The organism is Alteromonas sp. S167 (genome assembly GCF_036864375.1).
Lineage (GTDB): Bacteria > Pseudomonadota > Gammaproteobacteria > Enterobacterales > Alteromonadaceae > Alteromonas.
Genome location: NZ_JAZETR010000001.1, coordinates 315,737 through 338,482 on the forward strand (window position 1 = coordinate 315,737; position 22,746 = coordinate 338,482).

At 45.2% G+C, this 22,746-nt stretch carries 22 protein-coding genes; all 22 read left to right on the forward strand.

The features are described 5' to 3' along the window. Nucleotides 1–8: 8 nt before the first annotated feature. The 22 genes from fliH to V7R35_RS01390 all read left to right on the forward strand — a co-directional run bounded on the left by fliH (nucleotide 9) and on the right by V7R35_RS01390 (nucleotide 22,745). Nucleotides 9–791 carry a flagellar assembly protein FliH gene (fliH, locus tag V7R35_RS01285; protein ID WP_334012795.1) on the forward strand — a complete coding sequence of 261 codons (783 nt, stop codon included), beginning with the start codon at nucleotides 9–11 and terminating at the stop codon, nucleotides 789–791. Further along, a complete protein-coding gene (gene fliI / locus V7R35_RS01290; RefSeq protein ID WP_334012797.1) occupies nucleotides 784–2,118 on the forward strand; it encodes a flagellar protein export ATPase FliI in 1,335 nt (444 codons plus the stop codon). Before fliH ends, fliI begins: the two co-directional genes overlap by 8 nt. Nucleotides 2,119–2,175: 57 nt before the next feature. Continuing rightward, nucleotides 2,176–2,625: a flagellar export protein FliJ gene (gene fliJ, locus V7R35_RS01295; RefSeq protein ID WP_334012798.1), complete on the forward strand. Its 450-nt coding sequence runs from the start codon at nucleotides 2,176–2,178 to the stop codon at nucleotides 2,623–2,625. Between the two features lie 480 nt (nucleotides 2,626–3,105). Beyond that, on the forward strand, nucleotides 3,106–5,382 hold the full coding sequence (locus V7R35_RS01300; RefSeq protein ID WP_334012800.1) for a flagellar hook-length control protein FliK: 2,277 nt from the start codon (nucleotides 3,106–3,108) through the stop codon (nucleotides 5,380–5,382). A 183-nt stretch (nucleotides 5,383–5,565) separates the two neighbouring features. Then, nucleotides 5,566–6,102: a flagellar basal body-associated protein FliL gene (gene fliL, locus V7R35_RS01305; RefSeq protein WP_334012801.1), complete on the forward strand. Its 537-nt coding sequence runs from the start codon at nucleotides 5,566–5,568 to the stop codon at nucleotides 6,100–6,102. A gap of 54 nt (nucleotides 6,103–6,156) precedes the next feature. After that, nucleotides 6,157–7,218, forward strand: coding sequence for a flagellar motor switch protein FliM (gene fliM, locus V7R35_RS01310; protein WP_334012802.1), 1,062 nt, complete (start codon nucleotides 6,157–6,159; stop codon nucleotides 7,216–7,218). 17 nt (nucleotides 7,219–7,235) lie between these two features. Next, nucleotides 7,236–7,643 carry a flagellar motor switch protein FliN gene (fliN, locus tag V7R35_RS01315; RefSeq protein WP_334012804.1) on the forward strand — a complete coding sequence of 136 codons (408 nt, stop codon included), beginning with the start codon at nucleotides 7,236–7,238 and terminating at the stop codon, nucleotides 7,641–7,643. 28 nt (nucleotides 7,644–7,671) lie between these two features. After that, nucleotides 7,672–8,115 (forward strand): flagellar biosynthetic protein FliO, encoded by a 444-nt coding sequence (fliO, locus tag V7R35_RS01320; protein ID WP_334012805.1) that lies wholly within the window; start codon nucleotides 7,672–7,674, stop codon nucleotides 8,113–8,115. Next, nucleotides 8,108–8,866, forward strand: a complete 759-nt coding sequence (gene fliP, locus V7R35_RS01325) for a flagellar type III secretion system pore protein FliP (protein ID WP_438823443.1) — start codon at nucleotides 8,108–8,110, stop codon at nucleotides 8,864–8,866. Before fliO ends, fliP begins: the two co-directional genes overlap by 8 nt. 8 nt (nucleotides 8,867–8,874) lie before the next feature. Beyond that, a complete protein-coding gene (gene fliQ / locus V7R35_RS01330) occupies nucleotides 8,875–9,144 on the forward strand; it encodes a flagellar biosynthesis protein FliQ (protein ID WP_334012806.1) in 270 nt (89 codons plus the stop codon). Between the two features lie 12 nt (nucleotides 9,145–9,156). Then, nucleotides 9,157–9,936 carry a flagellar biosynthetic protein FliR gene (gene fliR, locus V7R35_RS01335; RefSeq protein ID WP_334012808.1) on the forward strand — a complete coding sequence of 260 codons (780 nt, stop codon included), beginning with the start codon at nucleotides 9,157–9,159 and terminating at the stop codon, nucleotides 9,934–9,936. A gap of 201 nt (nucleotides 9,937–10,137) precedes the next feature. Next, entirely contained in the window at nucleotides 10,138–11,262 is a 1,125-nt protein-coding gene (gene flhB / locus V7R35_RS01340) for a flagellar biosynthesis protein FlhB (protein ID WP_334013254.1), read from the forward strand. Nucleotides 11,263–11,416: 154 nt separating this feature from the next. Continuing rightward, nucleotides 11,417–13,516 (forward strand): flagellar biosynthesis protein FlhA, encoded by a 2,100-nt coding sequence (gene flhA, locus V7R35_RS01345; protein WP_334012809.1) that lies wholly within the window; start codon nucleotides 11,417–11,419, stop codon nucleotides 13,514–13,516. Nucleotides 13,517–13,545: 29 nt separating this feature from the next. After that, nucleotides 13,546–14,955, forward strand: coding sequence for a flagellar biosynthesis protein FlhF (flhF, locus tag V7R35_RS01350; protein WP_334012810.1), 1,410 nt, complete (start codon nucleotides 13,546–13,548; stop codon nucleotides 14,953–14,955). A 5-nt stretch (nucleotides 14,956–14,960) separates the two neighbouring features. Further along, nucleotides 14,961–15,827 (forward strand): MinD/ParA family protein, encoded by an 867-nt coding sequence (locus V7R35_RS01355; protein WP_334012811.1) that lies wholly within the window; start codon nucleotides 14,961–14,963, stop codon nucleotides 15,825–15,827. Next, a complete protein-coding gene (locus V7R35_RS01360) occupies nucleotides 15,824–16,555 on the forward strand; it encodes an RNA polymerase sigma factor FliA (protein WP_334012812.1) in 732 nt (243 codons plus the stop codon). The genes V7R35_RS01355 and V7R35_RS01360 overlap by 4 nt, the downstream gene beginning before the upstream one ends. Before the next feature lie 36 nt (nucleotides 16,556–16,591). Next, nucleotides 16,592–16,975, forward strand: coding sequence for a chemotaxis response regulator CheY (cheY, locus tag V7R35_RS01365; protein ID WP_012517682.1), 384 nt, complete (start codon nucleotides 16,592–16,594; stop codon nucleotides 16,973–16,975). Between the two features lie 34 nt (nucleotides 16,976–17,009). Next, nucleotides 17,010–17,765, forward strand: a complete 756-nt coding sequence (locus V7R35_RS01370; protein WP_334012813.1) for a protein phosphatase CheZ — start codon at nucleotides 17,010–17,012, stop codon at nucleotides 17,763–17,765. A 12-nt stretch (nucleotides 17,766–17,777) separates the two neighbouring features. Then, nucleotides 17,778–19,985 carry a chemotaxis protein CheA gene (locus V7R35_RS01375; RefSeq protein WP_334012814.1) on the forward strand — a complete coding sequence of 736 codons (2,208 nt, stop codon included), beginning with the start codon at nucleotides 17,778–17,780 and terminating at the stop codon, nucleotides 19,983–19,985. Between the two features lie 28 nt (nucleotides 19,986–20,013). Next, on the forward strand, nucleotides 20,014–21,144 hold the full coding sequence (locus V7R35_RS01380; RefSeq protein WP_334012815.1) for a protein-glutamate methylesterase/protein-glutamine glutaminase: 1,131 nt from the start codon (nucleotides 20,014–20,016) through the stop codon (nucleotides 21,142–21,144). Between the two features lie 28 nt (nucleotides 21,145–21,172). Continuing rightward, nucleotides 21,173–21,937, forward strand: a complete 765-nt coding sequence (locus V7R35_RS01385) for a ParA family protein (protein ID WP_334012817.1) — start codon at nucleotides 21,173–21,175, stop codon at nucleotides 21,935–21,937. Nucleotides 21,938–21,944: 7 nt separating this feature from the next. Continuing rightward, the gene (locus V7R35_RS01390) at nucleotides 21,945–22,745 is read left to right on the forward strand and encodes a chemotaxis protein CheW (RefSeq protein WP_334012818.1); all 801 of its coding nucleotides are present in this window, start codon (nucleotides 21,945–21,947) and stop codon (nucleotides 22,743–22,745) included. Nucleotide 22,746 lies beyond the last annotated feature (1 nt).

Consider the following 22,746-nt stretch of genomic DNA (forward strand, 5'->3'; position numbering starts at 1 on the left):
GTAGCAGCATGACGGCAAAAAAGAGTTTCAGTGATAGCGAAGCAAATGAAGCTAAAAAGTGGGACCTACCGTTTGTAGATGACCCTTCTGCAGTCAAAGAAGATGAACCCACCAATGCGCTAAACCGTCGCTCAGACTGGAAATATGAGCCTCCTGAAGAGGAAGAGGAAATTCTTCCTCCTACGGCTGAAGAAATTGAGGCGATACGGCAAGCGGCTTACGATGAAGGTTATCAAGAAGGTAAAACTACCGGTTTTGAAGAAGGCAAAGCTGAAGGTCTTGAAACAGGGCATGTTGAAGGTAAAGAACAAGGCTATAAAGAAGGCGTTGAGCAAGGCCTAGAAGAGGGGCGACAGCAAGTTCAAACGCAGGCCGAAGTGTGGCAAATACTAGCAGATAAACTTCACGACCCACTCTCTCAAGCAAACGATGAAACCCGTGATCAACTGGTTAAGCTAGCGGTAACACTTGCCAAAGCGGTTATCAAAACCGAAGTAACCACCAACTCACAAGTGGTTCTGCAAGCATTAAGTGAGGGTCTGAAGGCGCTTCCAATAAATCAGGTAGAATTTCAAATTCATATGCACCCAGAAGATATCGACATCATTAAGTCTCATTTTGGTGAAGAAGAGGTTGCCAAAAAAGGGTGGAACTTGATTGAAGCTCCCGCTATGGAGCGTGGCGGGTGTGACATTACTACTGCGCAGAACGCCGTAGATGTGTCTGTTGAACGTCGTTGTCGCGATGTTATTGAAAAATTCTTACTAAACCAAGGGCTAAGCGATGAGTAGCCCCTGGCACAATCACTTCGAAACTATTACTAAGCAGGTTACGTCTCCGCCTGTTGTCGCGGCAGGCAAACTAGTTCGTGGTATTGGGTTAACACTTGAAGCCGTAGGTTGCCAACTTCCCGTTGGCAGCCAGTGCTTAGTGCAAACTATCGAAGGCGAAATTGAAGCTGAAGTGGTTGGCTTTGGTGATGATATTACTTATCTCATGCCGACAGAAGCGGTGCGCGGTATTGTACCTGGCAGTCGCGTAATGCCACTAAATCGTCAAAGTGGTTTGCCAGTGGGAATGGGGTTATTAGGCCGCGTTGTTGACGGCAACGGTCAACCTCTTGATGGGTTGGGTGAAATAGATGCTGAAGCACGCGCACCTACCACGCGCCCTCCTATGAACCCACTCATTAGAAAACCCATCAATGCGCCTATGGATGTGGGTGTAAGAGCTATTAACGCGCTGAATACCGTGGGTATTGGACAACGTATGGGGCTATTTGCCGGAAGTGGCGTGGGCAAAAGTGTATTACTGGGCATGATGACGCGCGGCTGTGAAGCTGATGTTGTTGTAGTTGGCCTTGTTGGAGAGCGTGGTCGAGAAGTAAAAGAATTTATTCACGAGATACTTACCGAAGAAGAGCGTAAGCGCGCCGTGGTAGTGGCAGCACCTGCAGATACGTCGCCATTGATGCGTCTAAAGGGGTGTGAAACAGCCGTTACCATAGCCGAGTATTTTCGCGACAAAGGCATGAAGGTACTGCTGCTTATCGACTCGCTAACACGCTATGCGATGGCACAGCGTGAAATTGCGCTAGCCGTTGGCGAGCCGCCAGCAACAAAAGGATATCCGCCATCTGTGTTTGCGCGTTTACCTGCGTTAGTAGAACGGGCTGGAAATGGAAGTGAAAGGCAAGGCTCTATTACTGCTTTTTATACAGTGCTCACCGAGGGCGATGACTTACAAGACCCTATAGCCGACGCGGCAAGAGCCATTCTAGATGGCCACGTAGTACTTTCTAGATCGCTTGCAGACAGCGGGCATTACCCTGCAATAGATATCGAAGCCTCAATTAGCCGCGTTATGCCAATGGTGGTAAGTGAGGAGCACCAGCTCATGGCGCGCCGAATTCGCCAGGTATATTCAAATTACAAGCAAAACCAAGATCTCATTTCTATTGGTGCCTATGCCAAAGGCTCAGACCCTAGAATCGATCTTGCAATACGCGCCGAGCCAGCAATTAATGCATTCCTTCAGCAGGGCATGAAGCAGGTACTGCCATACAGCGAGAGCTTAGAAGGAATGGCGGCGTTGGCGAAAGGTTTGGGGCAGGGTTAATGTTTACGGCTGAGCTGATAAACGACGGGCTAATAAACAACAAATGGATAGCGGTTGATGTCTAAACAATTGCAAAGACTTGCTGAGTTTGAAAAGGAAAAAGAGCAGCGAGAGGCGCGTAGCTATAAAGTTGCACAGCAGAACGTTGAGCAGCAAAAACAAAAACTCTCTAGCCTAGAGCAATATCGAATTGATTACATCAAAGGCATTCAGCAAACCGGGCAGGATGGTGTCACGGCAACCTACTATCAACAACACCTTTCGTTTGTGGGCAAACTAGATAAAGCCTGCGAGCAACAGATGCAGGTAATTGCGCGGGCAAAGATGGCTGCCGACCAGCGTAAACAGCTTTGGCTAAAGCAACAGCAAAAAGTTAAGGCTGTAACGTTATTGCTTGATAAGAAGCAGCAGGCTGCTGAGAAAAAAGCAGCCAAAGCAGAGCAAGCCATGATGGATGAGTTTGCGACGCAACGCTTTTTGCGCGCCGCGCGTTCACCATTTAATTAGCAATTAGTTAGCACTTCAAACCTAACTCTTTACCGCGCGCTATTTCCTTGTGTATTTCTGACGGCCTTTATTTTGCTGACGTTATTGGAAACGCGCCGTTTTTAGAAAAGCTCCTTAAATAAAAGTGAGTAGTGCCTTTTTAGTATTTATGTAGCATCAATGTAGAGCCAACGTAGCGTCAATCTTGCCCCATTATTAATAACCATAAAAACTTGGCGCAACCCTTGCAGTCAACAATTATTGGCTGTGACACAATATTAAAACCAATAGGTCGATATACGGTACTTAATATTGTTTTTAACACAGATTAAAACGTACCAAGCAACACTTTGTGGTCGTCGAAAATAAATGATTTTCATGCATAAAAGTGTTTTTAATCAATAAGCTGTATTTGCTTTGACTAAAAAAGTTTTACGTTGCAAGCGCAAACTTCAAGTCAATTTTGCTGAATTTGTATAAAGAGTAGGACGGTAAAAAATTATGCAACAAGTTGCCGCACAAAAAACAGACCTTGCCGCTTTGCCGTTTGCGGCTTCATCAACAGCCAAAGCGGTAAGCGATGGCGTGGGGGCCGGTCAAGGCAAAGACGGTGGTCGTTCGTTTGAGCAGTTCTACGAAGAAGCAAAAGGATCAAACCCTGACTTTATTCCCAAACAGGCAACTCCAGCGAAAAGTGAAGCATCACATAATAACCAAACCAGCAACAAGCTACTTAATGAAAACCAAGCTTCTCATCGGGATGTTCCGATGAAGAAGGGCGAAAGCATTGAATTACCGGCAGATGAAAAGTCATACGACCAAGAGCTTCCCGAAGAAGCTAGTATGCAAGAAGATGCCGAGTATGCACAAAATGTGAGTGAACAAAACGAAAGTGTTCCAAAGCCGACGCTTTCTGATAAAAACGGCCGAGCCGATAACGACGCAATTTCGAACCCATTAAAAGGTGAGATTACGACGCCAGGCATACCTGACGATGAACTTCATGGCGATAGAAAAAGTGATACTGATAATGACGGCAACGACTGGATTGCCTTCGTCGATAGCATTGTTAATAAAGCTATCAATAACGAAGCAGACCTAGCTAGCAATACTCGCGGAATTGAAATAACACAAAAAGAAACCGGCAAACTGTGGAAACTCCCTGATAACGTAGACAGTAATTCGGCAGAGTCTGTACTCAACCACTTGCTTACGCAGCTAAAAGAAAACGAAGGCCTTGAAAACACAGATACAGTGTCAAATACCGATATCATTGCCGCCGTAAAATCGCTAAGTGCACTTTTAAAGAAAGGGGCATCTGATGGTATAGCGAGCGGCAAAGGGGATGGCGAAATTGATGTGTACCGAGAGTTTCAAGGAATCAAAGGTGAGGATGCACAAGGCGAGCTAAGCGCGATTTTGAATGGCTCTCAGTCTGGTCTATCTAGTGATGGTGATTTTGAGAACAATAACCCGGAAAGTTCTGACTCGCTTCAGCAACTTATTGCCAAGCTTGTCAATAACAGTGATGAGGACGAAATAGATGTTACACAGTCTGAAAGCGCGATAGCTGACAACAACCTTAAAGACGCTATTGACAAACTAAACCCAGAAGAGCTCAGCGCCGAAGAAACGCTGGTATTGAATATAGTACAAGACCAGTTAAACAAAGCCATAAGCGCAGAGGGTGAGTTACAGCAAAGTAACAATGCCCAACCAAACCAAGCTGAACTAACGACTTTGCTAGAAGGTGAGCTCAGTGAACAGGAATTAGCACACACCGTAACTGAAAATTCAACTGTTACTACTGGGATTAGTGCGAACAACGCTGAACAAACAACAGGCAATCAAAGCGAAAATGCAGGTGCGCAAGTAGCACAAGCGAATGCGCAAGCGGTTGAAAATGATGCCACAAGCCTTTTAAACACAATAGCTGAAATGCCGTTACAAACCGCGCAGAAGGCAGCTGAGGCGTTTGCAGAGCAAATAGCAGGCGCGGTACCTAACGCGCAACAGCAGCAGGCAGTTAAGGCCAATATTATTGCAGGTATTAATGAGTTCCAGCAGCAGGTGCAGCAGGGTAGAGAGCCTGGTATTGACTTGTCTGCCATAGTGGCTGATGCGGCAAAAGAAGCGCAGTTGAGCAGTGATGTTGCTGCCAGTCTTACCGCCAAAGTAGATACGCAAGCCAGCCAGTTCCTACAGTTAGTGAATAATGCACAGTCTACCGCAGCACAAGTTTTACAAGCGCAATTCACTCAAACTGATACGGTAATGAACGAAAATAACCAGCTTCGTTCGGAGGCGTCAAAAACACAGCAGCAGTTTGAAGGCTTCGATAAGGCAGTCAATATTCATAAGCCTGAAGGACAGCAACAGTTAAATGAAAAAATTCGCTGGATGGTTAATGCGCGAAATACCATGGCTGAAATTCGCTTAGATCCGCCTGAGTTAGGAAGCATGCAGGTACGTGTTAATGTGTCGGGAGATGCCGCCAGCGTAAGCTTTGTTGTGCAGTCGCAACAAGCTAAAGAGGCACTGGCTGAGGCGATGCCTAGACTTAGAGACATGTTATCTGAGCAAGGTATAGAGCTTGGTGACGCACAGGTGCGAAAAGATAATTCATCTGGTAACGAAAGTGGCCAGCAATTTGCAAACAACTCTAGTGCGAGTACAGGAGATCAAAATAGCGCAAATTCTGACGGTATGAATGAAAGCGCCGTAATAGAGCAATCTATTACTCGTGAAATGAAAGGTGGTATCGATTATTACGCCTAGAAACAAAGCTGCTTAAAAAGTATTGTGCGCAATTAATGAGCAAGCGTTCAATGTGAAGCGTTTTAGCATGGTGAGAAAGGGATTCACCTGCTAAATTTTACGGTACATTTGTTTGTTGAGCCATTGCCATTTTAAGTGGAAGTCCGATAATACCTTTTTTAAAAATTTGAGTGCGAGTAACACATGGCTGAAGAAGAATTACAAGTAGAGGAAGGTGGCAAAGGCAAAAGTAAAATGATGCTTATCATCATTATTGCCGTGGTATTGATTGGTGGTGGCGCCGCAGCTTATTTCTTACTTTTTGCTGGTGGCGATGAACCAACTGAAGAGCAACTTGCACAAACCGATGCCGCTGCAGCCGAGCAAGCCGCACCCGCACCTACGGGAAATGCGGAAATTGGTACTGCATTATATGTGGCCATGCCTAGACCGTTTGTGTTTAACGTGCCGGGCACAGGGCGTGATCGTTTAGTACAAATCAAAGTGCAGCTTCTAGTAAGAGGCTCTGAAAATGAAGAAATTGCGAAAACGCATATTCCGCTAATTGAAGGTACATTGTTACAAGCATTTAGTGCATCTAACGCTGACGACCTTATCACTGAAGCGGGTAAAATTGAACTGCGTGAGCAAGCGGTGGTTCAGGTGCAAAAAGCACTGAAAGAAATTGAAGGTAAAGACGTAGTTGAGCGTGTGTTGTTTACTGGTTTTGTAATGCAATAAAGCAAACAAAGCCCCTACACGCAAACGTTAGTTCCATTTACATAGGTAAATATTGTGAGTGATTTATTATCTCAAGACGAAATCGATGCGCTACTACACGGCGTAGACGACGTAGATGAAGACGAGCCAGGTGGTGGTGGCGAGTCTGATGCCTCTACGCTTGAATATGACTTCTCCTCACAAGATAGGATTGTTCGTGGGCGAATGCCTACGCTTGAAATTGTAAATGAGCGTTTTGCACGTCATATGCGTGTTAGCTTATTTAACATGATGCGTAGGTCAGCCGAAGTGTCGATAAACGGCATTCAAATGATCAAGTTCGGTGAGTACATTCACACCTTGTTTGTACCTACCAGCCTAAATATGGTTCGCTTCCGCCCTTTGAAAGGTACAGGGCTTATTACCATGGAAGCACGACTAGTATTTATTCTGGTTGATAACTTCTTTGGTGGTGACGGTCGTTATCACGCTAAAATTGAAGGCCGTGAGTTCACGCCTACTGAACGTCGTATTATTCAAATGCTGCTTAAAATCATCTTTGAAGATTATAAAGAAGCATGGGCGCCCGTTATGGATGTGTCTTTTGAGTACCTTGACTCAGAAGTAAATCCAGCCATGGCGAATATTGTAAGCCCCACTGAAGTAGTAGTAATAAGCTCGTTTCACATTGAGTTAGACGGCGGTGGCGGTGATTTCCACGTATCATTGCCTTACTCCATGCTCGAGCCAATTCGTGAACTTCTTGATGCTGGTGTACAAAGCGACAAGGAAGACACGGACCTTCGTTGGAGCAAGGCGCTTCGCGACGAAATTATGGATGTTAAAGTAGCACTCACCACGCATATGCTTGATGTTGATGTGCCGCTTAGAGAAGTAATGGAATTCCAGCCTGGCGACATTATTCCGGTGGAAATGCCAGAAACCATTACGGTACTTATTGAAGATTTACCAACCTTCAGAGCTAAATTAGGTCGTTCTAGAGACAATTTAGCCCTGAAAATTGTAGAAAAAATTGCAAGACCGACTTCTGTGAAGTCTGAGTTACAGTTATTAACCCGCGGCGGGCGCATTATAGATAATGATGCGGAGCTGCAAGTACTCGAAGAAGACCTGTAAGGTATAGGGGAGTTCCCATGAGTGAAGACGGTATGGACGATTGGGCTGCGGCGATGGCCGAGCAAGCAGAGTCTGAAGGCGAACAAGAGGGCGGCGAGAACGAAGATGTTCAAGTTGCTGAGTTAGATGAACTTCAAGACGATGCACCCATTACGCAAGAAGAAAAGAAAAAGCTAGATACTATTCTTGATATTCCGGTTACCATTTCAATGGAAGTAGGCCGTAGTCAAATAAGTATTCGAAATCTGCTACAGTTGAACCAGGGTTCTGTGGTGGAGCTGGATCGTGTTGCCGGTGAGCCATTAGATGTATTAGTAAATGGCACGTTGATTGCTCATGGTGAAGTAGTAGTGGTCAACGATAAATTTGGTATTCGATTAACGGATGTTATTAGTCAAATTGAGAGAATCAAGAAGCTCAGATAAAACTTCTTATTTACTAAGGGGTTGCGCAATGCTGCCCCTTCTATTCAGCCAGTTCGTTGGCGCACAGTCTACCCAATCAATTACCAATCCCACGTCGGTACTGTCAATTTTCCTATCGCTCCTGCTTGTTGTAGGCATTATTTTTGCGCTTGCATACGTCATGCGTCGATTTAATGTCACTGCTATGGGCAGCAACCAAATGAAAGTAGTAGCAAGTATGGTGGCTGGTGCGAAAGAAAAGATTATGGTCATTCAAGTAGGCGACGAACAGCACCTTATTGGTGTGACCAGCCATAATATTTCCCATTTAAGCAAGCTGGAAACACCGTTAGAAGTAAGTTCAAAGGGAAGTGCTGTAGGCGCTACTCAAAATGGTGTCGACTTTAAGCAAAAACTGGTCGCGGCGATGGCGGGAAAAATGAATCCTGAATTAAATAAGAAAAACGAAAAGGGAGCATCGAGTGATGCGTAAGCTACTTGCTGTGTTAACACTTACACTAGTTGCATTTGGCGTTACCATGCCGGTGTATGCCCAGCAGGGCATTTCCGCAGTAACTGTGGTAACTAATAGCGACGGAACCCAAGACTATTCAATGACGCTACAGGCGCTGTTTATCATGACAGCGCTAAGCTTAATTCCTGCGTTCATTATGATGATGACGTCGTTTACGCGAATTATTGTTGTGCTATCAATTCTACGCCAGGCTATTGGTCTTCAGCAGTCACCGTCTAACCAAATACTCATTGGTGTTAGCCTGTTTTTGTCCATGTTTATCATGGCGCCCGTGTTTGAAGAGGTAAACGAGAGAGCGTTACAGCCTTATCTGAATGAAGAGCTCACTAGCTTAGATGCGCTTGAACAAGCCAAAGGACCTATGCGTGCCTTTATGCTGTCGCAAACCCGGGTAAAAGATTTAGAAACCTTTGTTCGCATTGCAGGCGATGAGGGGAAGTATGCCGATACCGAAGAGGTACCACTTAATATTCTTATTCCTGCCTTTGTAACTAGCGAGCTTAAAACCGCGTTCCAAATTGGGTTTATGCTGTTTATTCCGTTTTTGATTATCGACCTGGTTGTTGCCTCAATCCTGATGGCAATGGGTATGATGATGCTCTCCCCAATGATTGTATCGCTGCCATTTAAGCTAATGTTGTTTGTACTTGTAGATGGTTGGAACCTTATTTTTGGTACGCTAGCTACCAGCTTTGGTATGGGCGTCTAGGAGGGCTTATGTCACCAGAAGTCTTTGTAGAAATCCTGCGCGAAGCCATGTTTATGGTTATTGTGCTGGTGTCGGCCGTTATTGTACCAAGTCTTGTTGTAGGTTTAGTGGTAGCGGTTTTCCAAGCGGCAACCAGTATCAACGAACAAACCATGAGTTTTCTACCTCGCTTGTTGGTCACCTTGTTGGCATTAAGCTGGGGCGGTAATTGGTTAGTACAACAGTTGATGGACTTTACGTTTCGTATGGTTGACCTAATACCTCAGGTAGTAGGTTAAGGGCGCGCCCACGTGGAAGTTGAACTAGCAACCATCAACCGCTTTTTGGCAGACATGCTATTACCATTTATGCGTATTAGCGGCCTATTTGTGGCAATGATAGGGCTAAGTGCGAAATCTATTCCGCCTCAAGTAAGGGCGTTATTAGGCATTATGCTTACGCTAATTATCATGCCTGTAGTACCACCATCGCCTGTGGAGAATTTGGTTGATGTTGGAACCTTCGTTATTGTTATTCAGCAGTTGCTTATTGGTATTGTGATTGGTTTTATTTCAATGATGGTGCTAAACACCTTTGTGCTGGCCGGCCAAATTATAGCTATGCAAACCGGTTTGGGTTTTGCGTCAATCGTTGACCCCGTTAATGGCATTAACGTACCTGCGGTAGGTCAGTTTTACCTTATTTTAGCTACGCTGCTTTTTTGGACCCTAGATGGCCATTTGTCGATGATCCACATGATTGTAATGAGTTTCGAGGCATTTCCCATCGGCGAGGCCTGGTGGACTGGCGAGCAATTTCGCGATATCGCACATTGGGCGGGCTGGATGTTTTTTTCGGCCGTAACATTATCTTTGGCCCCTATTGTGTCGCTTCTAATTGTTAACCTAGCGTTTGGCGTTATGACAAAAGCCGCGCCGCAGCTGAATATTTTCAGTATTGGTTTTTCCATTGCACAGGTAATGGGCCTACTGATTATTTGGATTACGCTAGACAACTTTACCGCACACTATGAAACCCAGTGGCTTCGCGCCGAACAGTTTATGTGTGAGCTATTGAATATTTGTCCTTAAAAAAGACAAGTCGCGATAGAAATTGTTCGCGGAAAATGACAGGTTTGCGAGCAAGCCAAATGACAAACTAGGCGAGAGGAGCAGGGCGACTTGCAAGCCTTCCACCGCATGGATGCGGTGGCAGAGCGCCCATGGATGGGTTTACAGCGTGCTTGTAAGTCGCTCTGCTCCCATCGCAACAAAGGCAAAAAGAGCAAACAAATGGCAGATTCAAGTGAAAAAACAGAAGACCCCACGGGGAAAAAACTCGAAGATGCCCGGAAGAAAGGGCAGATTGCGCGATCCCGCGAATTGTCTACCACGCTGGTATTGGTGATAAGCGCCTTTATGTTTTTATTCGTTGGCGGTTGGATTGCCGAATCTGTGTTTTCACTTACCAAACGCATGTTCACGCTATCTCGCGATGAAACTTACGACCTTACCCACATGTTTGGTGCTTGGGGAGAAGCCTTTTCCGCCGTTGGACCATCGGTGTTGCTTTACATGGTGGTGGCAATGATTGCCGGTATTTACGGCTCAATAGCGCTTGGTGGTTATAACTTTACGTGGGAAGGCGCAAAACCGAAAGGCTCTAAAATGAGTCCTATTCAGGGCTTCAAACGCATGTTTGGCATGAATGGTTTGGTTGAGCTATTGAAGTCTATCGCCAAAGTTGTGCTTATTATCTCAATGGCAATAGGGGCGTTACTGTACTTCCAAGATGAAGCATTACACCTCGATATGGAGTTATATCCGGGCAATATTTTTCATGCGCTTGATATGTTGAAGTGGGCGTTTCTCATTCTGGCCTGCGGCATGATACCCATTGCGTTAATTGATGTGCCTTATCAAGTGTATAAGCACAACAAAGAAATGAAAATGACCAAACAAGAGGTGAAAGACGAGCGTAAAAACGCTGAGGGCGACCCCATGGTAAAAGGCCGTATTCGTCGTTTGCAATATCAAGCTGCCACCAAACGTATGATGCAAGACGTGCCTAAAGCTGACGTGGTCGTGACTAACCCTACCCATTTCTCGGTTGCCATTAAGTATGATGAAAACGGTACACGAGCACCTGTGGTAGTAGCTAAAGGCGCAGATGAACTCGCTATGCATATTAGAAAAATTGCTACCGCTAATGATGTGCCGTTAATTCCATCCCCCATGCTAGCACGTGCAATTTTCTACTCTACAGAAGTAGAAGAAGAGATCCCTAATGCGCTGTTTATGGCGGTTGCTCAAGTATTAGCCCACGTATATCAGTTAAAAGCCCATCGTGCAGGTAAAGGAAAACGCCCTAAACCATTAAAACGCGACCTACCGATACCGCCTGAGTATCGTCGATAGTTCAAAATGAAGTAGTGTGTTAAACGCTAAAAATAGTTATATATCAGGTGCTAAGTAGGCAGTAAGTTACTTAGCTAAAAGCTGGCACGTTAGTTGTAAAACACCTATCAGTATTACGTAAAGCGTCAATTTTCTGATAGTGAGACAGTAAACGATGCAGTTATCCGGTTATCTTCAGCGTTTCGATAAAAATCAGCTGCAAAATTTTACCAGCGGGCTTGGTGCGCCAATTGTACTTTTAGCGATTATGGGCATGGTTATATTGCCCATGCCCCCATTTTTACTGGACGTCCTGTTCAGTTTTAACATTGCGCTTTCGCTTGTCATCATCTTAGTTGCTGTACTTACCCAGCGTCCTGTCGATTTTGGTATCTTTCCTCTTGTGCTACTTATCGCAACTGTTTTGCGATTGGCGTTAAACGTTGCATCAACGCGTGTGGTATTGCTTTATGGTCATGAAGGGGGGGACGCTGCAGGTAAGGTAATTGAAGCGTTTGGTGCAGTTGTTATCGGCGGCAACTATGCCGTGGGTATCGTAGTATTCGCTATTCTACTCATCATTAACTTTAAAGTTGTGACAGCTGGTGCTGGGCGCATATCTGAAGTAAGCGCCCGCTTTACGTTAGACGCTATGCCTGGTAAGCAAATGGCAATTGATGCCGACCTTAATGCTGGTTACATAGACCAAGATCAAGCCCGTCAGCGCCGTGAAGAAATTACTGCAGAAGCAGACTTTTACGGGTCGATGGATGGTGCTTCTAAATTCGTAAAAGGTGATGCTGTAGCGGGCTTGTTCATTATGCTTATCAATATTGTTGGTGGGCTGTTTATTGGCATGATTCAGCACGACCTGTCGTTCGGTAACGCCATAGAAATTTATACTATCTTAACCATTGGTGACGGTCTTGTAGCGCAAATTCCTTCACTTCTACTTTCTGTTGCAACAGCCATTATTGTGACGCGTGAAAACGAAACACAAGAAATGGGTAAAGAAATACGTGGTCAGCTAGGCAATAATCAAGCGCTATATATTGCATCTGGCGTGTTGTTTGTCATGGGTATTATTCCTGGTATGCCGCATATTGCATTTTTAGGCTTCTCTTTTTTAATCGCCGGGTTTGCTTACTGGCAAACAGTACAAGAGAAAAAACGCGCTGAAGCGCCAGCTGTGCCAGACAATGTAGTGAAAGATGAAACTGTTGCGCCTGAGGTAAAAGAACTTGGATGGGACGATGTACAACAGGTAGATACTATTGGACTTGAAGTGGGCTATCGCTTAATTCCGTTGGTTGATAAGTCACAGGGTGGTGAGCTATTAACGCGTATCAAAGGGGTGCGAAAGAAGTTGTCCCAAGAGCTTGGATTTCTTATTCCACCTGTACACATTCGAGATAACCTCGACCTAGAACCTAATACCTACACCATTGCCATGCTGGGCGTAACCATAGGTGATTCTGTTATTAGCCATGACGAAGAATTGGCGATTAACCCAGGACAAGTATTTGGCAAGCTTGAAGGTAGAGTAACCAAAGACCCAGCCTTTGGGCTAGATGCGGTTTGGATAAAGCCTAACAAGCGCGAGCATGCACAAACCCTTGGTTATACTGTGGTAGACGCAGCTACTGTAGTGGCAACACATCTAAGTCAGCTATTAACAAATAATGCTTATCAGCTATTAGGCCATGAGGAAGCACAGCAGCTTCTAGACATGTTAGCTAAACAACATCCGAAGCTTGTAGAAGGGTTGGTTCCTGACATTCTTCCATTAAGCACGGTGGTTAAAGTACTTCAAACGCTACTCTTTGAAGGCGTGCCAATTAGAGATATGCGTACCATTGTTCAAACGCTCAGTGAATACGGTACACGTAGCCAAGACCCTGATGTACTGGTGTCTGCAGTGCGTATTGCGCTTAAGCGACTCATTGTTCAAGAAATCACGCAAGGGGCAAAAGAGATACCTGTCATAACCTTGGCGCCAGAGTTGGAACAGATGTTGCACCAGTCTTTACAAGCAGGTGGCGAAGACGGCGCTGGCATCGAGCCAGGCTTGGCAGACAAGCTGCAAAAATCATTGCAGCAAGCCAGTCAGCAGCAAGAGTTAGAAGGCGAACCCGCAGTACTTCTAACGTCTGGCATGCTACGACCGGTACTGTCTCGCTTCTTAAAGTATTCAGTTGTTGGGCTCAATGTACTTTCGTACCAAGAAGTGCCTGATGACAAACAAATAAAAATAGTCAGTTCGGTCGGTCAATAATCTGACACTGGGTGATTGGAGAGGTTGCAATGAAAATTAGACGTTTCTTCGGCAAAGATATGCGTGAGGCATTAAGCCAAGTAAAAGCTGAGCTAGGCAGCGACGCTGTGATTATGTCTAATCGCAAAGTGGCGGACGGTATTGAGCTAGTTGCGGCTTACGATAAAGAACCTGAAGCAAAGTTATCAGTGCCCAAAAAGCAGGCGTCTGCGCCGGGCCAAAAAACAGTGCCAAGTTTAAGTGAGATTATCGGTGACGATGGTCCAGACAGTTTGAAAGCACTTCTTGAAAAGCAGCATGGCGGCCAGCCAAACTCTTTATCACCAAGCTCTTTATCACAAAGCAATGCCGCTAACGCACAGCATGCTAACGACATTGCGTCTCACCTTAACTTTTCAGATGAGTTTATTGACGAGGTAGAGTCGCAGCAATCTCAGCCGATACAACAGCAAGCGCAGCAGCACTCTGAAGCTTTTCCAACCCATCAAGCATCAAGCATGGGCGATATGCCAGCAAATCAGTCAGCTGAGCTGGCGCAAATCAAAGAAGAGTTAGCGTCACTTCGCGATGTATTGCAATATCAGGTCGCCGATTTGATGGAAGCAAAGAATAAGCGTCAAAAACCAGTTCACCAATATCTTATCACCCGTCTTACTGACATGGGCTTAAGCGCATCACTTGCAGCACAGTTAATCAGCTACACACCGGCGCATTACAACGAACGCGACGCATGGGTATATCTTCTTAACCTATTGGCTAATCGCATAAATGTGACCGGCAACGATATACTTACAGCACAAGGTGCGGTGGCGCTTGTTGGCCCAACAGGCACAGGCAAAACAACCACAGTGGCAAAGTTAGCTGCACGCTATGCGCAAAAATACGGTGCAGATTCAGTTGCGATGATAACTATCGATACCTACAGAATTGCAGCGTTCGAACAGCTGGCTACCTACGGAAAGATCATTGGGTGTACAGTTAGAAAAGCACAGTCTAGTGAAGAACTTGCAGATTTATTATTCCAACTTCGCCATAAACGTCTAGTATTGATTGATACGGCAGGATTTAGTCAGCGCGATAGTCGATTAATTAAGCAAATTAAACAATTTGACAACGGCCAAATGCCAAAGGTAAAAAAATATTTGGTAGCACAGGCCAATACACAATATCCTGCACTTCAGAGAATAATTGCTGCTTATGATGACATTGAACTAAGTGGCTGTATTTTCACAAAGTTAGATGAGTGCTACTCTTTAGGAGAGGTGCTAAGTGCGGCGGTAGAGTACCAATTACCGGTTAGTTATGTCACCGATGGTCAGAAAGTACCTGAAGACATTAAGATTGCAGAAGCGAAATCTTTAGTTTCCGCTGCTGCAAAGCTTTATAAAAAGTACGGTTTGAATCATACTAGTGCTAACAACGCCATTAAAACAGCATAAGCAGTATGATTGACGACCAAGCGAGTAGCTTAAGAAAAATGAAGCAATCACGGTTAATCAAAGTTATTGCCGTCACCGGAGGTAAAGGTGGCGTCGGTAAAACAAATATCACGCTTAACACTGCCATTGCCATGGCAAAGCAGGGTAAGCGAGTGATGGTTCTCGATGCAGACTTAGGTCTTGCAAACGTAGATGTCATGTTGGGCTTAAGAGTTGAGAAAAACCTTTCTCATGTACTTTCTGGTGAATGCACACTAGATGAAGTACTTGTCACAGGCCCTCATGGGATAAAAATTGCCCCTGCAACGTCGGGTACGCAGTCTATGGCAGAGCTATCGCCAACACAGCATGCAGGGCTTATTCGCGCCTTCAGCGAACTGCGCTCGCAAATAGATGTGCTTATCGTTGATACCGCCGCGGGTATCTCAGACATGGTGTTGAGCTTTTCAAAAGCGTCGCAAGATATCATGGTAGTGGTGTGTGATGAACCTACATCGCTAACCGATGCCTACGCACTGATTAAAATACTAAATCGTGAGCACGGCGTGTTCCGCTTTAAAGTTGTTGCCAACATGGTGCGTGATATTCGCGAAGGGCAAGAGCTATTTAGCAAGTTAAGTAAGGTTACAGGGCGCTTTTTAGATGTTGCACTAGAATTAGTAGCAACGGTGCCGTTTGACGAAAATATTCGCAAGGCGGTAAGAAAGCAAACCGCTATTGTTGATGCGTACCCAAGTTCACCGGCAGCGGTGGCTGTTACGCAACTTGCCAATAAAGCATTGTCGTGGCCAATTCCGGCGCAACCGGGTGGTCATTTAGAGTTCTTTATTGAACAATTAATTGCAGATAAAGCAGTAGGAAGTCAGCGTTGAATAGCAAGGCAGCCGCTTATCAACAACAAACCGATAAGTCGCAGTTAGTTGAAAGACATGCGCCTTTGGTTAAGCGTATTGCCCATCACTTGATGGCGCGTCTGCCTGCTAGTGTTCTTGTCGATGACTTAATCCAGTCTGGCATGATTGGGTTGCTAGAAGCCGCGAGAAATTTCGACGGCTCCAAAGGTGCTAGTTTTGAAACGTTTGCGGGTATTCGTATTCGCGGCGCAATGTTAGATGAAATTCGTAAAGGTGACTGGACGCCTCGCTCGGTGCATAGAAACGGCCGAGCTATTACCGAGGCAATATCGCAAGTAGAAAGCGAAACCGGTCGCGATGCACGAGATTCTGATATTGCTGCTAAGCTAAATGTAAGCTTGCAGGATTATCACCAAATGCTCAATGAAGTAAATGCTGGCAAGTTAGTGGGTATTGAAGATTTGGGTGTTTCTGAAGACGTCATTACTACCGAACAAAACAAAGGTAGCGACGCGCCTTTAGAAGATTTAATGCAGGGCGCCTTCCAGAAGGCGTTAGCGCATGCAATAACAACACTACCTGAACGAGAAGCGATTGTGCTCTCGTTGTACTATGATGAAGAATTGAATCTTCGAGAAATAGGTGAAGTGCTCGATGTTAGTGAATCGAGAGTGAGTCAAATTCACAGCCAGGCCATGTTAAAACTCAAATCACGAATGAAATCGTGGCAAGCTGACGAAGAATAGATATTAATAACAATTAACCCCTCACTGGAGGCTATTTTGGATAAAAGCATGAAGATTCTTGTGGTTGATGATTTTTCTACCATGAGACGTATCATCAAAAACCTACTTAAAGATTTGGGTTTCTCCAACATCCAGGAAGCGGATGACGGCAGTACTGCGTTACCTATGCTACAGCAGGGTGACTTTGATTTTGTCGTTACCGATTGGAATATGCCCGGTATGCAAGGTATTGACCTTTTGCGTGCTATCCGTGCCGACGACAAGCTTAAGCACCTTCCTGTATTGATGGTGACTGCGGAAGCGAAGAAAGAGCAAATCGTTGCTGCAGCACAAGCAGGCGTGAACGGCTACGTCGTTAAACCGTTTACAGCGGCTACACTTAAAGAAAAATTAGACAAAATCTTCGAACGTTTAGGTTGATCCAGACGCTCACCAGAAAAACGAGGTTTACTGGATGACAACGAATGTAAACGTTCCTATATCGCTAGAAGAAGCTAAACAGCTTGTTGCATATCTTGAAGAAGGTGACAACGAGTCTGCTAATGCGCTTCTTGAAGCAGCGTCAATGAAAGAAAATGTTGAACTGTTTGCTGAAGTAGGAAAGCTAACGCGTCAACTTCACGACGCACTAAATAATTTTCAAATTGACGACCGCATCAAGAATCTTGCCACTGACGATATTCCCGATGCGCAGTCCCGCCTTACGTACGTAATTGAAGAAACTGAAAAAGCTGCTAATACTACTATGGATGCTGTTGAAGCAAGTATGCCAATAGCCGAAGGTATTGCCGAAGGCATTGAGAAAGTTATGCCTGAGTGGAAAAAGCTTATGAACCGCCAAATAGAACTGGGCGAGTTTAAGGTGCTTTGTGCAGATTTGGATAAATTACTTGAAGACAGTGCGGATCAGGCAACTAAACTTACACAGCTACTTACCGAAGTGCTGATGGCGCAAGGATACCAAGACCTTACGGGGCAGGTAATTCGTCGTGTAATCGACTTGGTTAAAGAAGTGGAAGATAGCTTAGTGAACATGTTAACCATGTTCGGAGAGCGTGATGGTGCAGAACAAATTAAATCTTCTAGCGTTAAGGCCGATAAAGTTGATGGTGTAGAGGCAGAGGGCCCAATCATCGATGCCGACCAACGTGATGACGTTGTTTCTGGCCAAGATGATGTTGATGATCTTCTGTCTAGCTTAGGTTTTTAGGGGAGCGGGCGCATGTCGTTTGATGTTGACGAGGATATATTACAGGACTTTCTAGTAGAAGCTGGAGAGATACTTGAACAATTACAAGAACAGCTCGTTGATCTTGAGAACAATCCTGAAGATGCGGATTTGCTAAACGCAATATTCCGCGGATATCACACAGTTAAAGGTGGCGCAGGTTTCCTTTCGCTGACTGAACTTGTTGAAATCTGTCATGGTGCAGAGAACGTGTTTGACGTTATGAGAAACGGACAACGAACGCTCACACCTGAACTGATGGATATCATTCTGCAAGCAACCGACGTGGTTGTTGAAATGTTTGAACGCGTAAAAGCAAGAGAACCTCTTGAGCCTGCAGACTCAAACCTTGTCGACATACTACACAAACTCAGCCGACCTGAGTCTCCTGACGAGAATATATTCGGTGGAGACGATGGCGCAGCACCAGCCGAGGCAGCATCAGAGCCCGAGCCTGTTGTAGAAGAAACGCCTTCGCAGCCTGCAGCGTCCAATACCGAAGGCGGTATCGACGAAATTACAGAAGATGAATTTGAAGCGTTGCTAGACGAACTGCATGGTTCAAGCGCGCCAGGAAAGTCTTCATCTTCAGCTGCAGCACCTACCACATCAGCTAGCGCTTCTAGTGATAGCGATGATATTACTGATGAAGAGTTTGAGGCTTTACTTGACGATTTACACGGTAAAGGCAAATTCAGCAGTGCTGAAGATGACGCGCCAAAAGCAGCCCCGGCACCGGCGCCTGCGTCACCAGCGGGTGGCGACGATGAAATTACCGATGATGAATTCGAGGCGCTCCTAGACCAACTGCATGGTTCTGGTCAAGGCCCTACTGCACAAGCAAGCAGCTCTGCAAAATCACCAGAGCCGCCTGTAGATAAAGCTGCGACTGAAGCCGTCCAGAAAGCCAAACAACAAGCACCAGCAGCACCAAAAGCAAGTGCGCCAGCAGCCCCTAAAGCTGCACCTGCACCTAAGAAAGAAGCACCGAAGAAAGACGACAAAAAAGCAGCTCCTGCTGCTCCGCCTGCTGAAACTACAGTACGTGTAGATACAAAACGTCTTGACCAAATAATGAATATGGTGGGAGAGTTGGTGTTGGTTCGAAACCGACTTATCAGCTTGGGTATTAATAGCAACGATGAGAGTATGTCGAAGGCTATTGCTAACTTGGATGTCGTAACAGGTGACCTTCAAGGTGCGGTAATGAAAACCCGCATGCAGCCAATCAAGAAAGTATTCGGTCGTTTTCCTCGCGTTGTTCGTGACCTTGCCAGAAGCCTGAAAAAAGAAATTACACTTGAGTTGGTGGGCGAAGAAACAGATCTAGATAAAAACCTGGTTGAAGCCCTGGCCGATCCATTAGTGCATTTGGTTCGAAACTCGGTAGACCACGGCATTGAGATGCCGGATGACCGTGCTGCAGCGGGTAAACCGCGTATGGGTACAGTTCAATTATCTGCATCTCAAGAAGGCGATCATATCCTTCTTACTATCGAAGATGATGGTAAAGGTATGGACCCTGAAAAGTTGAAAGATATTGCAATTAGCCGTGGCGTTCTAGATTCAGACGCTGCTGCACGTATGTCTGATGTTGAAGCGTTCAACTTGATATTTGCACCGGGCTTCTCAACCAAGACCGAAATCAGCGATATTTCTGGTCGTGGTGTTGGTATGGACGTGGTGAAAACGAAGATTAACCAACTTAATGGTACGGTTAACATCGATTCACAGCTTGGCAAAGGGACTCGCTTAGACATTAAAGTGCCGCTGACATTGGCTATCTTACCTACACTAATGATTGTTGTAGGCAAACAGACCTTTGCGTTACCATTAGGTGCGGTGAACGAAATAATAAATATGGACATCAAGAAAACCAATACGGTTGATGGCCAACTAACAATGATAGTTCGTTCAAAAGCAATTCCGCTATTCTTCCTTGGTGAATGGCTAATTCGTGGCCCTAAAAACATTGATAGAGAAAAAGGGCATGTTGTTGTAGTACAAATTGGTACTCAACAGGTCGGATTCGTCGTTGACGCGCTAATAGGCCAAGAAGAAGTGGTTATCAAGCCTTTAGATGCATTGTTGCAAGGAACGCCTGGAATGGCGGGTGCAACCATAACTTCAGATGGTGGAATTGCACTAATTTTAGATATTCCGAGCCTGCTAAAACGGTACGCGCGTAAACCAATAAAGTAAGGCGATGAATTAACAGGAATAATAATCCATGGTCTTTAAAGTCCTTGTCGTGGATGACTCGACATTTTATCGTCGTCGAGTGAAAGAGATACTTGATGATGATAGGGAACTTGAAGTTGTTGGGGAAGCGAAAAATGGGCGCGACGCATTAGAAAAAGCAGAAGCGCTTAAGCCTGACGTGATAACAATGGATGTGGAAATGCCGATTTTGGACGGCATTTCCGCTGTAAAAGCCATTATGGAAAAGCGTCCGGTACCTATTCTCATGTTTTCCTCGCTTACGCATCACGGCGCACAGGCAACCCTTGACGCATTAGAAGCTGGAGCTCTCGACTTCTTACCTAAAAAATTCGAAGATATCGCGCAAGATAGAAAAGATGCCTCTCGTTTACTTTGTACGAAAGTACGGCTGATTGCTAGGCGAGGCATAGGCTTAAAGCGTCCTTCATTCCGCTCAGTTGAAACAAGAATACTTCCAGACAACGCACCAAAACAGGCCTTTTTTAAGAGCTCTGGTTTACTGTCAGGTCGCAAGGATGCAGCAAAGCAGCCAACAGTTTCGTCGGTAAGGGCATCGGGCAAGCGTTACCAGTGTCTCGCTATTGGAGCCTCTACGGGCGGCCCTGTAGCGCTTCAAAAAGTACTAGCACCATTACCAGAAAACTTCGCTTATCCCATTTTGCTTGTCCAACATATGCCTGGCACATTTACCACGGCATTTGCGCAGCGCTTAGACACTAACTGTAAAATTAAAGTCAAAGAGGCTGAGAGTGGCGATATTCTCAAGCCCGGTCATGCTTATCTTGCACCAGGCGGGAAACAAATGATTATTGAGAGTTCTGGTTCAGTTAAGCGTATTGCCATTGTTGATGCGGACCCTTCTGACAAGGCAAGCTATAAGCCTAGCGTAGATTTAACGTTTAATTCTGTTGCGCGTGCTTACGGTGGTGATGTATTGGGGATCATATTGACAGGTATGGGCGCAGATGGTCGTGAAGGTTGCCGAACATTAAAAGAGCGCGGCGCTACCATTTGGGCACAAGATCAGGATTCATGTGTAGTATACGGTATGCCGCAAGCAGTGGCGGTAGCCAACATATCTTCAAAAAATATAAATGTTGATGATATAAGTGACTGTATTAAGACAGAGATGCGATAGCAGCGTGTAGGCTCACGGAATAAAAATCATGAAAGTATGGACGGTTGCAAATCAGAAAGGCGGTGTAGGTAAGACAACCACAACGGTTAGTCTCGGCGGCCTGCTTGCTGAAAAAGGCAAGCGCGTATTAATGATAGATACCGACCCTCATGCTTCTTTGAGTTACTACTTCGGCATTGATGCGGAGGCTGGAAGTCATTCTGTTTACGATATTTTTATTAAATCTAGCGGCATAACCGCCGATAACGTATTAGATTGTTTGGGTTCAACCAAATTAGATAATCTTTATGTGTTGCCTGCGACTATGGCGTTAGCCACGTTAGACAGAACAATGGGCAGCGAGCAAGGCATGGGGCTTGTGCTTAAAAAAGCATTAGCAACAATTCAAGATGAATTTGACGTTGCTATTATCGATTGTCCACCTGTACTCGGCGTATTAATGGTTAACGCATTGGCGGCTTGCGATAAAGTAATAGTGCCTACGCAAACTGAATACCTTGCGCTGAAGGGGTTAGACAGGATGATTCGAACCATGGAAATAATGGGGCGTTCGCTAGATAAATCGTTTGATACAGTTATTATTCCCACGATGTTCGACAAGCGTACAAATGCCGCATTGGCATCACGTAAACGTTTGATGAGTGATTATGGTGATCGTGTTTGGACAGGCGTAATCCCTGTCGATACGCATTTTCGAGATGCGAGTTTAGTGCAGCTACCCATATCTGCTGCCTATCCGAAAACACGAGGAGTAGCTGCTTACTCGAAACTATTAGATGTATTGGAGAAGTAATTAAACAATGAGCAAGCAATCGCCATTTGCCCGTGAAGAAGTAATGGAAGCATATTTAGACGCGCTTCTAAAAGAGCCTGCATCGGAGCAAGATGCAACGGTTCGCACGGCAAAACTGCTTGAACAGGCTTCTCAAAAAATGGCAGAGGACGCGCTGGCGTCTACACAACAGCAGGCAGACAGTTACGCAGAACAAGAACAAATTGCACAAGAGGTGTCATCTTATTTAGAGTCACCCAAAAAGGCGGTTATTCTTAAAGAAACGCCTGCTGAAACAGCTGTTGTTGTTGAAGAAAGTGAAACAACACTTGAAGAAGAGTCAGTACAAACTAAAATTCCTTTAAAGGACTCGCTTGGGAATCGTTTTCAAGCATTGTTTTTTGAAGTGGCTGGTCTGACACTAGCGGTCCCACTAACAACATTAGGTGGTATCCATCAAATTGAGAAGGTTGGTCCTTTGTTTGGCAAACCGGACTGGTTTATGGGTGTGATGCTGCACAGAGATTCAAAACTGAACGTTGTTGACTCTGCCAAGTGGGTTATGCCAGAAAAATATGATGAAAACCTCGCGGAATCGCTTAACTACCGATATCTTATAATGTTAGGGGAAAGCGAGTGGGGTCTAGCAAGCGAAAAGCTTGTAAACACAGTAAATTTAACTATCGATGATGTTAAATGGCGCGAGTCCACAGGTAAACGTCCTTGGTTAGCCGGGATGGTGAAAGAAAAAATGTGCGCGCTAGTTGACGTTGAAGAATTAATATCTATGCTTAACAAAGGCTTAGGCAGTAACGACCAGACGCCATAGT